The following is a 13419-nucleotide window of genomic DNA, read 5'->3' as shown; positions in this document are numbered from 1 at the left end:
ATAAAAGACGCAGGCCGATCGCCCTGCTAAAACGGACTTGATAAAAAAGACGAAGTAAAATACCGGCCAGTTACTACAACACTGACCGGCAATTGTCATTAACCCTGGAGCTGCTTTTCTTTAATTTCAGCCATGGTTTTACAGTCGATACACAGATCGGCTGTTGGACGCGCCTCAAGACGACGAATACCGATTTCGATGCCACACTGGTCACAAAATCCGAAATCATCTTCTTCGATGCGTTTCAGGGTCTTTTCGATTTTCTTGATCAGTTTACGCTCACGATCGCGGGTGCGCAGTTCTAAGCTGAACTCTTCTTCTTGCGCGGCGCGGTCTACCGGATCAGGGAAATTCGCTGCTTCATCCTTCATATGAGTAACCGTGCGGTCTACTTCTTCACGCAACTGGTTACGCCAGGCTTTCAGTATTTGACGAAAATGCTCCATCTGAGCATCGTTCATATACTCTTCGTCATCTTTTGGCTGATACGGGGTGAGCCCGGCTAGTGCCAAAAGACCAAGGGATTTGGTTTCTTTCTCAGCTGGCATGTGTCACTTCTCCTACACTACGACACCCTAAATGTCCCGAAATAAAACAAATATCTATAACAGAATAGTATTGTACAGGCAACGTAAAGTGTCTATGTCTGACGAGGTAAACATGGTGCTGGATTGTTTACCCCATGGTTGTACCCGAGGGTACCTGCTTATTTCAGCAAGGCGCAAATATGACGTCCATTTCCTAAAAATCAACTCTTTTTTTACAAAATAACAGGTAGTGACTGATTTATATTGATTTTTTCTTGGCTGATTTGGCAGCCTACGGCGAAAACCCTGACCCCGTCGGCCGCAGCCTGACGCACTGCGAGGGCGTATTTCGGGTCGATATGCTCGGCGAGGCGGACATTTTGGATGCCGCTGTGCTGAACACAGAACAATAAAGCGGTGGCCACGCCCTGACGAGCCAGCATGGCCAGTTCTTCGGCGTGTTTTGTGCCTCGGCTGGTCACCGCATCGGGAAAGAAGCCGTCATTACCCTCGGCCAGAGTGACCGATTTTACTTCGATGTAGAGCGGCGTATGATCGCTGCGGGTGACACAAAAATCGAAACGGGAGTGAAAATCCGGCGGACTGACTTCCCGCTTAACCTCTGTATAGTCTTTTATTCCCGGCAGTGTGTGGGCTTCTAGCGCACGCTGAACCAATTTGTTAGCGCGGTGCGTATTAACGCTTATCCAGTCACCCTTAGGTGTGACGGCCAGTTCCCATGTGAACTTTAGTTTACGCTTTGGGTTATCTGAGGGACTGACCCAGGCGGTAAACCCGGGTTCGGCACAGCCGGTCATGGCCCCGGTATTCGGGCAATGAGCTGTAATTTGCTCACCGGAGTCGAGCAATATATCGGCAAAAAATCGTTTATAGCGCTTAAGGAGTGTGCCGCGCAACAAAGGTGAAGTAAACTGCATAGATAAACCTGACAATAATAGTAAGGAGCATTATGACTGACATGAAAGTGAAGATCACGAGCAACCCGGCCCCGGCTCATTGGGGAGACAAGGCGTTGGTAAGTCTCACCGGCAACGACATCACCATTCACATCAGGGATGACGCAGACCGTCTGCGCAGTATTCGTAAAGCGGCAAGACAAATAGACAATCTCGGGATCCCGTCAGTCACGCTTAGCGGCGAATGGTCTGTTATTGACCAGGTCACCTTTGTAATGAGTTTTTCCAAGGCGCGAAATCCTGGCGAAGTCACCTTATGCGATAACGCTGAGCGAGCTGAAGCTGAGCGCCAGGTGACTGCAATGATGTTTACCCGTAAGCTGACCAACGACACGCCAGAACAGCTTTCGCCGGTTGGCCTGGCGCAGGAAAGTGCTGACTGGCTGCAATCACTTAACGGTGATGCGGTAACCTACCGGGTAGTGAGCGGTGAACAGCTCGCTGCTGAAGGCTGGGCCGGAATATACAATGTCGGACGCGGCAGTGAACGTCCCCCGGCCATGTTGGAGCTGGATTATAATCCAGGTGGCGATCCTGAGGCGCCGGTGGCGTTTGCACTGGTTGGCAAAGGAATTACCTTCGATAGCGGTGGCTACAGTCTGAAATCCAGCGAAGGGATGCTGGATATGAAATGCGACATGGGCGGTGCGGCAACCGTTACCGGTGCACTGGGACTGGCCATTATGCAGGGGCTCAATAAACGGGTGAAGCTGTTTTTATGCTGCGCTGAAAACCTGGTCAGCGGCCATGCTTACAAGCTGGGTGACGTACTGACCTACAAAAATGGCGTGAGTGTGGAGATTGTAAATACCGATGCCGAAGGTCGACTGGTACTTGCCGATGGTCTGATTGCGGCTTCAGAATCAGCAGCTGCCTGTATCATTGATGCGGCAACACTGACCGGCGCCGCTACGGTGGCACTGGGATATGATTATCACGCGGTATTCAGCCTCAATCCGGCGCTCAGCCAGTCGTTTTTAAGTGAAGCGCAAACCCAGCAGGAACTGTTCTGGCCATTACCATTACAAATGTGGCATCAGGAGAAGTGCCCGTCTGCTTTTGCTGATACGGCGAATAGTCGTCCGCAGAAAGGTGGTGGTGCGGGTGGTGCGTCGAATGCGGCTGGCTTTTTATCACGCTTTGTTAGCCCAACAGACAGCTGGTTGCATCTGGACCTGGCTGCTGCCTATCACGGCAGTGCCAATAGCGAAATGCCGGCAGGCGCCACAGCGGCCGGCATCAGAACCCTGGCGGCGTTTATCGGCCAGTAGGTGAAAATGGCTACTCGGTGGTCACAGGCCGCCGAGTCGTTCTGCTAAGGTTTTGTATTTTTCTACTTCTACAGAGTCGAACAAGGGATTGCCGTTACCGTCTGTCTCTTTTGCAACGAGCAAACTCTCACGTTGTAGACGCTCAACGCGAATTTCCTGTACATCAAGAAAATCCGCAACCTCCTGGACTGTCATTAAACTCATAAATGCAACCTGCATAGTGAAAGCGGTACAAAGAGTAAAGCGCAAAAAGCGTAATTTGTGAAATAAACTTTAAATATAGGTAAATATTGCCTGTGTTTCGATGGGAGACAAACCATTATGGATACCTGGTCGGCAGCCGTCATGCTGTTCTTAATTATGGATCCGCTCGGCAACCTGCCTATATTCATGTCTGTGCTGAAGATGATCGAGCCAAAGCGCCGACGCATCGTACTGATACGTGAATTATTATTTGCCCTGGTGATTTTGTATGTGTTTCTGTTTAGCGGTCAGGCGGTACTGGACTTTCTGAACGTGAAGCAGGAAACCGTGAGTATTGCCGGCGGGATTATCTTGTTTCTGATCGCCCTTAAGATGATCTTTCCTAAAGCCGGAGGCAGTCCACTCGGTCTGGCAGCAGGCGAGGAGCCTTATATTGTACCGCTGGCTATCCCGTTGATTGCCGGACCGTCAACGCTGGCAGCTCTGATCCTGCTTTCCAACCAAAGCCCCGATCGCATGGGTGACTGGTCGCTGGCCCTTGGTGCCTCGTGGCTGGTGAGTGCCACCATCCTGCTGTTCTCCGGTGCATTTCACCGGGTATTGGGTGAGCGTGGTTTAACGGCCATGGAGCGCCTGATGGGGATGATCCTGGTAATGATTGCTATCCAAATGTTTTTAGACGGTGTGGGTACTTATTTTTCTCAGGTAGGTTAATATGTGCCCCAATATTATATGGCTTCAGATTGAACAACAGGCGTTATCTTGACAACTAAACTCTCAACATTCGCCCAGGTGCGGGCTTTGGAAGGCGCTGATGCAATAGCGTTCAGTGCTGCGCTGCTGCAGCGTATGGTACCTAATTATCAGCTTTTCTGTGAGCTTACGGAGTTTGCTGAGCCTGATACCCTGTCAAAGTGCCTGGATCTTATCTGGGAATCCCTGTGCAGCCCGAAGAGCAAGATTAACTTCGCCACGCAACTGGAAAAGGTGGAAGAGGCAACGCCGGATGTCAGTGATTACGACTCTTTTGGAGTTTATCCTGCGCTGGACGCTGCTATTGCCATGTCGTCGGCCATCAACCTGATTATGAAAGTGGATCCCCACGGTGCCGTGGTTGTCAGTAAATTGTCCCAGGGCAGCGTTGAAGCCTATCTGCTGGCCAGCGGCGAAGCTACGGAAGACGATGTTAAAGTCCATCCACTGATGCAGTTTGAAATAGCTATACAACAGGAATTGCTCGACGCCGTAACCACCAAAGCGCCAATGACCCAGAAAGTATCAAAGCTTAAAACCATTGCCGCCAGTGAAGGGATCAGCAATATCGGCCTGGAAATAAACCCTTAAGCCTCAGCGCCGGTATACTCAAGCAGACAATAAGTCAGCTGGCCGGTTTGCTTTTGTTTAATTACCTCACAGCCCGGAGGCAGGGCGAGTGCCGGCCCATTGATTTCCTGCTCAACATAAATCAGGGCATTTGTGGCCAGCAACTGATGCTTATAGAGCGCAGCCAGACAAGGATTGACTAAGTCATGGCCAAAGGGCGGGTCGACAAAAATAATATCAAAGGGAGTGCTTAGGGTTGGTAATACCGCCATTGCATCGTTACAGTGAACCTCAGCACCGGCTTTCAGCGTATTGAGATTAGTTTTTAACTGTTTGGCCGTGGGAGCATGTTTCTCAATAAACACGGTTTCTCTGGCATAGCGGGACAACGCCTCTAACCCCAATACGCCGGAGCCGGCAAAAACGTCGAGTACCCGGCTACCCTGGACATGAGCCATAAGCCAGTTAAACAGTGTTTCGCGGGTACGGTCGGTACTGGGGCGTAACCCTTCAGCATCCAACACGGGTAATCGACGACCGCGCCACTGGCCGCTGATAATACGTACGCTGCCACTTTTTTTGTTGTGGCGTGAGGTTGGTTTTGCTACTCGATTCATTATGCCAGTCGATGGTATTATGTGCTGATGCAAAGCAGCACGCTTAAATTAATATTCAGTAGTTTACCGCACAAAGCGGTTTCTCAGTAAGGAATTGTCAACACAATGTCTAAACTCTTTGGCTGGTTTAACAAGAATAAAAATGAAAATAAAACCCCGGAACCAGCAACTAATCCCCCACAAGAAGAAACCTCAGACAGCAACGAAGCCATCGCTGTTGAAAAAGAACTGCCTGAGCCAGAGCAGGTTGAAGAAGCACAGCCGGAAGTAGTCGAAGAAGCCAACCAGCCCATCGACAAGGTAGAATCCGAAGCTGAGGAAGTATCAACCGATGAACCGAAAACACCGGAAGAGCTGGTGGTTGAAGCGGTAGAAGCTACTCCGCAGCAACAGGTAACGCCTGAAGTAGAACCTGAGGTTGAACAACCGCCGGAAACGCAGGCTGTTGAAGAGTCTGCCGCAACTGAAAAGAAATCGTTTTTTGGTCGCCTTAAAGCCAGTTTATCGCGCACTAAAGCCAACCTCGGCAGTGGCATTGTTAGTCTGTTCCGCGGCAAAGCTATCGACGATGACCTGTATGAAGAGCTCGAAACACAACTGCTGGTTGCCGATGTGGGCATGGATACTACCCAGAAAATTATTGACCGTCTGGTGGAAGGCGCTAAGCATTCACAACTGAAAAACGGCGACGCGCTTTACGAATTGCTTAAACAGCAACTCAGAACCATGCTCACTGCCGTACAGCAACCGCTGCCAGAGGTAATTGCCAATCATGATAAAGCCCAGGGACCGTTTGTTATTCTGATGGTAGGGGTTAACGGAGTAGGTAAAACAACCACCATTGGTAAACTGGCCAAGCAGTATCAGCAGCAGGGCAAAAAAGTCATGCTGGCAGCCGGTGATACTTTCCGGGCGGCAGCGGTGGAACAATTACAAGTGTGGGGTGAGCGCAATAATATTCCGGTTATCGCTCAGCCTACCGGTTCAGACAGCGCTTCAGTTTTATACGATGCTTTGCAGTCGGCTAAGGCTAAAGGCAGTGATATTCTTATCGCCGATACCGCCGGTCGTTTACAAAACAAAGATAACCTGATGGAAGAGCTGAAAAAAGTGGTGCGGGTAATGAAAAAACTCAACCCGGATGCGCCCCATGAGGTTATGCTCACTGTCGATGCTGCTACCGGGCAGAACGCAATCAGCCAGGCGAAACTGTTCAAGGAAGCCGTAGGCCTCACCGGTATTACCCTCACCAAGCTTGATGGAACCGCTAAGGGCGGGGTGATTTTTGCCATTGCAGATAAATTTGGTATTCCCATCCGTTACATCGGAGTGGGTGAGGGCATTGACGACCTGCGTGGATTTAACGGCGACGAATTTATAGACGCGCTGTTCAGCGAGGGTGAGAAAAGTTAATCTGGTATTGGTTAACCTTAATAATAACAACAGACAGAATAGTCAGGATCCTTGATGATCAGATTTGAGCAGGTAAGCAAAACGTATCCCGGCGGCCAGCGAGCGCTGTCTAAAGTCGACTTTCACATAGCCCAGGGCGAAATGGCGTTTCTCACCGGCCATTCCGGTGCCGGTAAAAGTACCCTGCTCAAACTGATCAGCATTATGGAGCGCCCTACGGTAGGCAGGGTGCTTATTAACGGCCACGATCTCAACGTCATTAAACGGCGCCAGATTGCTTATATTCGCCGTGATATCGGCATGATATTTCAGAGCCATCAACTGCTGATGGACAAAACTGTCTTTGATAACGTGGCTCTGCCCCTGGTTATCGAAGGATACAGCCACAAAGAAATTGCCAAGCGGGTGGATGCCGCGCTGGAGATGGTGGGGCTACGTAGTAAGGCACGTAATCTACCCATAACACTGTCTGGTGGTGAACAACAACGTGTCGGCATCGCCCGGGCGGTAGTTAATAAACCGCCTCTGCTGCTGGCCGATGAGCCAACAGGTAACCTTGACCCCAAATTATCCATGGAAATTGTCCGCCTGTTTGAAGATTTTAATCAGGCGGGGGTTTCGGTACTGATAGCCACCCATGATTTAGGGCTGATTGCGCGAATGCGCTATCGCACCCTGACGCTCAAAAACGGCAAAATGATCACCGATGGCTTAACAGACGGCGAGGACGGACTATGAGTATTTTGTTTAAAGGCCGTAGTCAGGGCGCCAGTGAACGTAAAATCAATAGTGCTCAGCGCTTTGTCATGTTCTTCGTTAATCACATTCGTCAGGCACTGGGCAGTCTTGGCGAGCTGTGGCGGCAGCCCGCCGCATCGCTGATGACTATAGGGGTGTTGGGGTTAAGTATCACCCTGCCCAGTACACTGTATATCCTGGTTAAAAACACTGAAAAAATCAGCGCAGGCTGGGAGCAGGCGGCGGAGATTTCGCTGTTTCTCAAAGACCAGACCAGCGCCGCAGAAGCGCAACAGCTGCTCACCCGCTTACAGACCTGGTCGGAGATCGATCGCGTGGTTTATGTCCCTGCTGATGATGCGCTGGAAGAATTTAAACAACTGTCCGGTTTAGGGGATGCGGTAAAATACCTGGAAGCCAACCCGCTACCGGATGTGGTGCTGGTGACTCCCGGCGAAAAGCACACCGCGCCAACCGCAGCGCAGATGCTGCTGGAGAAGCTTCAGCAACAACGTGAAGTGGATATGGGTAAGCTGGACATTGAGTGGCTGGAGCGGCTCTACGGCTTTCTGCAAATCGCTACCGAGCTGGTTACCATCATTGGCGTATTGTTATTTGTTGCCGTGATCCTGATTGTCGGTAATACCATTCGGTTGAATATCCTCAACAAGCGGGACGAAATTCTGGTGATGAAGCTGGTGGGGGCCACCGATGGCTTTATTCACCGACCGTTCCTATACACCGGATTCTGGTATGGCTTGCTGGGAGGCGTAATCGCCTGGATGGCGGTTATCATTATTCTGTGGTGGATGGACAGTAGCATTCAGGCGTTTGCCAGTTTATACGACAAGTCGTTCCACATTACCGGCTTAACCGGTTCAGCGTTGCTTACTATGTTATTTTTGTCGGTGATGCTGGGGCTGGTGGGGTCGTTGATTTCGGTGCAGCGGCATGTGCGGGAAATTGAGCCGCAGTAACTGTTTTTCGTTATGAACTATCTGGCCCATTTATTTTTAGCCCGGCCCACTGCCGACTCTTGCTTCGGTAATTTGCTGGGCGATTTCCGCCGCGGTGTTGATCTTAACTGCTATTCCGAGGCGGTGAGAGCCGGCGTTGCCAACCATATCTTTGTGGATAAATTTACCGATTCGCACAGTTGTGTGCGCCAGGCCCGTGGAGAAGTCTCTGCCGGGCGCAGGCGGTTTGCCGGCATTATGCTGGATGTGTTATTTGATCATTTCTTAATTAAACACTGGTCGCTGTACAGCGAAGAAAGCTTCGAGGCTTTCAGTCAGCGTGCCTATGATTGTCTGGAACGGCGTGTCGGCGTAATGCCCGAGAATATGCAGGCAATGGTCAGGAGCATGCTGACCCATCGTTGGCTGGATACCTATAGCCATTTGCAGGGCGTTGAACGGGCGCTGGAGCGTACTGCCAGTCGGATTCGTTTTAAGCATAACTTTCATGGCAGTATTGAGGACGTGCAGCAAAATTATGCGGTGTTTGAACAAACGTTTCTGACCTTCTTTCCACAAGTGCTGGCCGCAGTGCGCCAGCATGGTGTGGAAGACTGAGCGACCTTATTTGTCGGTGACCTGCTTTTTCGGGAAGTAAGATGAAATGGTTTTGCGTACCCCGTTGCCCCACACAATAGCCTGATTGTACAAGCTGTGCAGGTATTTCTGGTCGATGTTGAGCTCTCTGGACTCGCGGATCACATTCATCCACAGTGCCCCTTCAAAGGCACGAACCAGTTTCATGTAGTGATTGAATTCAGCCGATTTGCACAGCAGTGCATCGTTAACTTCGTCGGTCAGCGGGAGCTGGCGCAAAATATCCGGCATTTCCTGGTCGAGCAGGGCATCGAGTAACGAAAACAGGCCAATCAGAAAGCCAATCGGCGGATCGGAATTCAGCCCGCGCTCCTGAGCCAGCAGGTCGAAGAATTTTGCACGCACCAACGACATATGCAGCAATTCAAGCGGCTTTTCGTCACCTAAGTGAGCCAGCGACAACAGGGCGATGAATTTCTTAATTTCCACCTCACCCATGTAGTTAAGCGCATGCTTTAGTGAGGTGATCTTGTAGCGTTTATTGATGGTGGGGTTATTAATAAACTTGAGCAATAAAAACGACAGGGCAGCATCGCGTTCTACAATCTGGTTAATGCGCTCCAGATTAAACTGCGAGCTGGCGCTTTCGCCCATCAGATCAACCAGATTCATTTTTGACGCAGGCAGCTGACGTTGCACGGTTTTTTCCGGCGTCGCAAAAAAGTAGCCCTGGAATAAGTCAAAGCCCAAATCACGACACACAACAAAGTCGTCGTGGTTGTTTACATTCTCTGCAACGAGTTGAATGCTCGATTGCAGAAAACGGGGAATGTTCTGTTCAATCACGCTGTAATTAGCTTTGTGCACATCCACTTTAAGAATATCGATAAGTGGAAAGATGGAGTGCTGGCCGCTGATCATCGCCGGATCATCGATCGCCAGTTTAAAGCCCAGCTGTTTTACATGTTTGCAGGCATCCACCAACGCCGCTTGTTGCGCCGGGTATTCAGACAGCTCTATCACTACCGTGTCGGGATTAAGTGATGCGGGCAGGCCGGCAATCAGCGTATCGCTGTGAAAGTTGATGAACGAGGTTTTATCGCCGCAGATATCATCCAGGCCCAGGGTGTGAAAGTGCTCCGCGATGTAGCGGCTCTTTTCGTTATCGTGGGTCGGGTAGGTACCGGATTTACCATCCCTGAACAACAGTTCATAGCCGAAAACGTCCTTTTCCCGGTCTAGAATTGGCTGGCGAGCGATAAATGCAAACATTAAAATAATTATCCTTGTTATACAGTTGGCCTTAACAACAGGCCTATACAAACTTTAACCGATGGTTAACCTTTGATCCATCTTTAGTTATTCAAAACAGGCTGATCCGGCGCAATGATCCGGGCAATAATTAGTTATGCACTTCATTTTGTAAAGCCGCTGCCCAGCTGAGCGCACTGATATAAATTTCGTGCAACTGCTTTTGGGTGAGGCCAAAACGCGTGCTAATCGCTCTTACTATACCCCACTGGCCGCGTTCAAAGGCGGTGGCCAGTTGTAAGCATTGTTTCAGGTGATTGTTTTCACCGCATAAAGCGCCACTCACATCACCAGGAAGCGGTAATTTGCTCACCAGCTCACGCATTTCCTGTTCCATCAGGGTATCGATAAGTGACAGCATGCCGGTAAGAAAGCCACTGTTTGGTTTGCTCTGGTCTTTCATCGCAACCAGGATAAGCTCACAAAAACGGGCCCGCACCAGGCTCATGCTGAGGATTTCACCGGGCTGGCCGTCAGATAAATTAGCCAGTGACAACAGGGCAATAAACTTACGCACTTCCTGTTCGCCCATAAAGGTCATGGCGTGCTTCAACGAGGTGATTTCGTTACGCTTATTCACCGTGGGATTGTTGATAAACCGCAGTAACAGGTAGGAGAGAGAAACGTCCCGTTCCAGAATAGCGTTAATGTTTTCAATGTTGAGTTCAGCCGCTGTGCTTTCTTTTAGTAATTCGAGCATATTGACGGCTGACGAGCTCATCTTACGGTGACGGATAACTTCGGGGCGGGCAAAAAAGTAGCCCTGAAAATAATCAAAGCCAAGTTGCCGGTAATAGTGGAACTGTTCTTTGGTTTCTACCCGTTCAGCCACTAATTCAATGTTATGCGCCTTTAAAACGGGCACCGTTTCGCGAATTTGTTGGTCCGTAACGGTAGTGATATCAAACTTCACAATACTGATTAGCGGTAACAGAACCTGCCATTTTTCCTCGAGATCGTAATCATCCAGTGCCAGTCGGTAGCCCTGAGCGTTAATTTGCTGACAGGCTTCCACCAGGTCATCACTAACATCAACGGTCTCAGTTATTTCAATGACCACATTGTTCGGGTCGAGACTGGTGGGAAAGCGATGAAGCAGGGTATCTGTATGAAAATTGATAAACGCCAGCGCGCCGTTAGTTACTGCTTCCAGCCCCACATTTAAGTGGCTGGCGGCGAGTATTCGTGATGTCGCTTCGTCGGGCGATATATTGGGAAAACAGTTTTTCTCCCCGTCCCGGAATAACAGTTCATAGGCGTATAATTGTTGAGAGGTATCAACAATAGGCTGGCGCGCTACATATGCAAACATCCGATCCCCATATCATGCAGTTCAGCGCAATTCATTTGCGTTTATTGATCTTGTTCTGTTCAATGGGGGTAATATACGTTGAATAGCGCTAATAATCACCTGTGTAAGGCAAATTTTGCACTGTTGATTGTGTTATTCACCGGTAACAGGCGGTCAGTTAAGGTTTTTCTCTGAAAGCGCCGCCAACAGAAGCCGGTCAGCTACTAATAGAGGCCGCTGTGCGTGTGGCAGTTACAAAAAGTTACATGATGGCGCCGGTTAAATATTGCGCTGAAAAAGTGGTTTTTCTACACTCTTCATCCGGTTAGCTATCGCAGACGTAATAATTTGAACTTTTTTATGATATCGGGGTCTTGATAAGTATGGTATTAACCCCTATATTTCGTTTTTGATTGGTTGATGCGTCGTCGCCTGAGGGCAGCGAAAAGGCTACCAACCTAAGCTTCGCAAACTAGCATTTTTGTTATTGGATTAAGTGAAGTAAACAGGATTTTTTTGAGGTGACTATGAGCGTGGGTACAAGTAAAAACTTACAATCAATGGCCCTGTCTGTTCCACACAATGGAAGTATTGAAGGTTACATTCAGGCTGTCAGCACGATTGACATGCTATCCGCTGACGAAGAGCGCGAACTGGCGCTACGTCTGCGTGAAGATGAAGATATCGATGCGGCACGTAAACTGGTAATGTCTCACCTTCGTTTCGTTGTGCATATTGCTAAGTCCTATTCAGGATACGGGTTGCCTCAGGCAGACCTTATCCAGGAAGGCAATATCGGCTTAATGAAAGCGGTCAAACGTTTCGACCCGTCAGTGGGTGTACGTCTGGTCTCTTTCGCCGTGCATTGGATTAAAGCCGAAATTCACGAATTTGTATTGAAAAACTGGCGCATCGTTAAAGTGGCAACCACTAAGGCGCAGCGTAAATTGTTCTTCAATCTGCGCAAAGCCAAAAAGCGCTTGGGCTGGTTCAGTCACGAAGAAGTGCAAACCGTAGCGAATGAGCTGGGTGTTAGCACCAAGGAAGTGCTGCAGATGGAAGCGCGTATGAGCTCCCAGGACCAGGCTTTCGATCTGAGCGCCGACGATGACGAAAACGGCAGCTTTGCACCAGTTCAGTACCTGGAAGATAAATCAGAAGACGTCGAGTCTAGCGTTATCAACGATGACTGGGATGCAAACGCCACCAAACGTTTATACTCAGCCATGAAGACGCTGGACGAGCGCAGTCAGGATATTATCGAAACCCGCTGGTTAGCAGACGATAAGACTACCCTGCAGGATCTGGCAGATAAATACGAGGTATCCGCAGAGCGGGTTCGTCAGATTGAAAAGAACGCAATGAAGAAACTGCAGGCTGCCATGGCAGGCTAACAGTCTCTCTTCTAAAAAATAAAAAGCGCCATTGTTGGCGCTTTTTTGTTTCTGCGTGTCCCGTCCTGAAATACGTTGACATAAAGAGGACTTCTTTATGACAACTTCAAGTAATCAAAGACCTAAGCGTACTCAGCGTGATTACACCTTGGCTTTTAAATTAGGTGTAGTGCAGCGTGTAGAAAAAGGCGAAATGACCTATAAGCAGGCACAAGTTCACTTCGGTATCCAAGGTAAATCAACAGTGCTAGTTTGGCTGAGAAAGCATGGTAGACTCGACTGGTCGAAACCACTTCAGCATCCACTTATGCCCAGTTCAAAAGAAACACCAGCCGAAAAAATAAAACGTCTCGAGAGAGAATTAGCCGATGAGAAACTCCGTAATCAAATCCTCAATGGAATGGTTGATATCATGGATAAAGAATATGGAGCAGGTCTAAGAAAAAAGTACTTATCCGGTACGTCTGGCAAGCCAAAGAAAGAAAAGAAATAAGTTTGTCGGCTGCTTGCCGGGTTGTGGGGATTTCCAGGCAGTCTGTTTATCAGGCTGTCGCCCGTATGGAGTGCCGAAGAACAGAACTATCGGTAATTAAGGAGTGGGTGCTCTACTGGCGTAAGTTCATGCCGCAGTTGGGGACACGGAAGCTCTATAAATTAATCAAACAGAAGTTGATTGAACACGAAATTAAATTGGGTCGAGATGGCTTTTTTACTTACCTGAAGAGCGAAGGATTACTCGTCAAGCCGAAGAAAAGCTTTATCAAAACCACATTCAGTAAACACTGGATGAAAAAGCATCC

Annotated in this window: 14 protein-coding genes and 1 pseudogene; 9 read left to right on the top strand and 6 right to left on the bottom strand. The window is 49.2% G+C overall.

Annotated features, from left to right (window positions below; all coding sequences use genetic code 11):
- Window positions 1-98: 98 nt before the first annotated feature.
- Together dksA and sfsA are read right to left on the bottom strand one after the other, a co-directional pair.
- Window positions 99-548: an RNA polymerase-binding protein DksA gene (gene dksA / locus D9T21_RS14510; RefSeq protein ID WP_070174721.1), complete on the bottom strand. Its 450-nt coding sequence runs from the start codon at window positions 546-548 to the stop codon at window positions 99-101.
- A 212-nt stretch (window positions 549-760) separates the two neighbouring features.
- Window positions 761-1465, bottom strand: a complete 705-nt coding sequence (sfsA, locus tag D9T21_RS14505; protein ID WP_123325674.1) for a DNA/RNA nuclease SfsA — start codon at window positions 1463-1465, stop codon at window positions 761-763.
- 32 nt (window positions 1466-1497) lie between these two features.
- Here sfsA and pepB point away from each other — a divergent pair, with 32 nt between their 5' ends.
- Complete coding sequence (pepB, locus tag D9T21_RS14500) at window positions 1498-2775, top strand: aminopeptidase PepB (protein WP_123325673.1); 1278 nt, start codon at window positions 1498-1500, stop codon at window positions 2773-2775.
- A 21-nt stretch (window positions 2776-2796) separates the two neighbouring features.
- On the opposite strand, the gene D9T21_RS14495 is transcribed toward pepB, so the two are convergent.
- Complete coding sequence (locus D9T21_RS14495) at window positions 2797-2979, bottom strand: helix-turn-helix domain-containing protein (protein WP_105934947.1); 183 nt, start codon at window positions 2977-2979, stop codon at window positions 2797-2799.
- Window positions 2980-3096: 117 nt separating this feature from the next.
- Between D9T21_RS14495 and D9T21_RS14490 the strand changes: the two genes are divergently transcribed.
- A complete protein-coding gene (locus D9T21_RS14490) occupies window positions 3097-3693 on the top strand; it encodes a YhgN family NAAT transporter (RefSeq protein ID WP_123325672.1) in 597 nt (198 codons plus the stop codon).
- A gap of 45 nt (window positions 3694-3738) precedes the next feature.
- Complete coding sequence (locus tag D9T21_RS14485) at window positions 3739-4323, top strand: YjaG family protein (protein ID WP_123325671.1); 585 nt, start codon at window positions 3739-3741, stop codon at window positions 4321-4323.
- On the opposite strand, the gene rsmD is transcribed toward D9T21_RS14485, so the two are convergent.
- Window positions 4320-4919: a 16S rRNA (guanine(966)-N(2))-methyltransferase RsmD gene (gene rsmD, locus D9T21_RS14480; RefSeq protein WP_123325670.1), complete on the bottom strand. Its 600-nt coding sequence runs from the start codon at window positions 4917-4919 to the stop codon at window positions 4320-4322. The genes D9T21_RS14485 and rsmD overlap by 4 nt on opposite strands.
- A 105-nt stretch (window positions 4920-5024) precedes the next feature.
- Here rsmD and ftsY point away from each other — a divergent pair, with 105 nt between their 5' ends.
- Genes ftsY through D9T21_RS14460 form a run of 4 tightly spaced genes read left to right on the top strand, consistent with a single transcriptional unit; the run spans window position 5025 to window position 8644 of the window.
- Entirely contained in the window at window positions 5025-6332 is a 1308-nt protein-coding gene (ftsY, locus tag D9T21_RS14475; protein WP_123325669.1) for a signal recognition particle-docking protein FtsY, read from the top strand.
- 54 nt (window positions 6333-6386) lie between these two features.
- A complete protein-coding gene (gene ftsE / locus D9T21_RS14470; protein ID WP_105934942.1) occupies window positions 6387-7070 on the top strand; it encodes a cell division ATP-binding protein FtsE in 684 nt (227 codons plus the stop codon).
- The gene (ftsX, locus tag D9T21_RS14465; protein WP_123325668.1) at window positions 7067-8047 is read left to right on the top strand and encodes a permease-like cell division protein FtsX; all 981 of its coding nucleotides are present in this window, start codon (window positions 7067-7069) and stop codon (window positions 8045-8047) included. Before ftsE ends, ftsX begins: the two co-directional genes overlap by 4 nt.
- Window positions 8048-8059: 12 nt before the next feature.
- Window positions 8060-8644: an acyl carrier protein phosphodiesterase gene (locus D9T21_RS14460; protein WP_123325667.1), complete on the top strand. Its 585-nt coding sequence runs from the start codon at window positions 8060-8062 to the stop codon at window positions 8642-8644.
- A gap of 6 nt (window positions 8645-8650) precedes the next feature.
- Here the strand turns inward: D9T21_RS14460 and D9T21_RS14455 are convergent, their stop codons facing one another.
- Both D9T21_RS14455 and D9T21_RS14450 read right to left on the bottom strand, forming a co-directional pair.
- Window positions 8651-9895 (bottom strand): EAL and HDOD domain-containing protein, encoded by a 1245-nt coding sequence (locus D9T21_RS14455; protein ID WP_123325666.1) that lies wholly within the window; start codon window positions 9893-9895, stop codon window positions 8651-8653.
- A gap of 130 nt (window positions 9896-10025) precedes the next feature.
- On the bottom strand, window positions 10026-11246 hold the full coding sequence (locus D9T21_RS14450; RefSeq protein ID WP_123325665.1) for an EAL and HDOD domain-containing protein: 1221 nt from the start codon (window positions 11244-11246) through the stop codon (window positions 10026-10028).
- 506 nt (window positions 11247-11752) lie between these two features.
- On the opposite strand from D9T21_RS14450, the gene rpoH reads away from it, so the two are divergent.
- Both rpoH and D9T21_RS14440 read left to right on the top strand, forming a co-directional pair.
- Window positions 11753-12619 (top strand): RNA polymerase sigma factor RpoH, encoded by an 867-nt coding sequence (gene rpoH / locus D9T21_RS14445; protein ID WP_123325664.1) that lies wholly within the window; start codon window positions 11753-11755, stop codon window positions 12617-12619.
- Window positions 12620-12716: 97 nt separating this feature from the next.
- Window positions 12717-13419: pseudogene (locus D9T21_RS14440) on the top strand (transposase family protein); the annotation flags it as partial.

This window comes from Marisediminitalea oceani (assembly GCF_003731635.1).
Classification (GTDB): domain Bacteria; phylum Pseudomonadota; class Gammaproteobacteria; order Enterobacterales; family Alteromonadaceae; genus Alteromonas; species Alteromonas oceani.
The sequence above is the reverse complement of the archived record's forward strand: the minus strand, read 5'-3'. Positions and strand labels throughout refer to the sequence as shown.

Coding starts and splice junctions, on each gene's coding strand:
- D9T21_RS14460 (WP_123325667.1), top strand. CDS start 8,060: ATGAACTATCTGGCCCATTTATTTTTAGCCCGGCCCACTGCCGACTCT.
- D9T21_RS14450 (WP_123325665.1), bottom strand. CDS start 11,246: ATGTTTGCATATGTAGCGCGCCAGCCTATTGTTGATACCTCTCAACAA.
- pepB (WP_123325673.1), top strand. CDS start 1,498: ATGACTGACATGAAAGTGAAGATCACGAGCAACCCGGCCCCGGCTCAT.
- sfsA (WP_123325674.1), bottom strand. CDS start 1,465: ATGCAGTTTACTTCACCTTTGTTGCGCGGCACACTCCTTAAGCGCTAT.
- D9T21_RS14490 (WP_123325672.1), top strand. CDS start 3,097: ATGGATACCTGGTCGGCAGCCGTCATGCTGTTCTTAATTATGGATCCG.
- ftsY (WP_123325669.1), top strand. CDS start 5,025: ATGTCTAAACTCTTTGGCTGGTTTAACAAGAATAAAAATGAAAATAAA.
- rsmD (WP_123325670.1), bottom strand. CDS start 4,919: ATGAATCGAGTAGCAAAACCAACCTCACGCCACAACAAAAAAAGTGGC.
- ftsE (WP_105934942.1), top strand. CDS start 6,387: ATGATCAGATTTGAGCAGGTAAGCAAAACGTATCCCGGCGGCCAGCGA.
- D9T21_RS14455 (WP_123325666.1), bottom strand. CDS start 9,895: ATGTTTGCATTTATCGCTCGCCAGCCAATTCTAGACCGGGAAAAGGAC.
- rpoH (WP_123325664.1), top strand. CDS start 11,753: ATGAGCGTGGGTACAAGTAAAAACTTACAATCAATGGCCCTGTCTGTT.
- D9T21_RS14495 (WP_105934947.1), bottom strand. CDS start 2,979: ATGAGTTTAATGACAGTCCAGGAGGTTGCGGATTTTCTTGATGTACAG.
- ftsX (WP_123325668.1), top strand. CDS start 7,067: ATGAGTATTTTGTTTAAAGGCCGTAGTCAGGGCGCCAGTGAACGTAAA.
- dksA (WP_070174721.1), bottom strand. CDS start 548: ATGCCAGCTGAGAAAGAAACCAAATCCCTTGGTCTTTTGGCACTAGCC.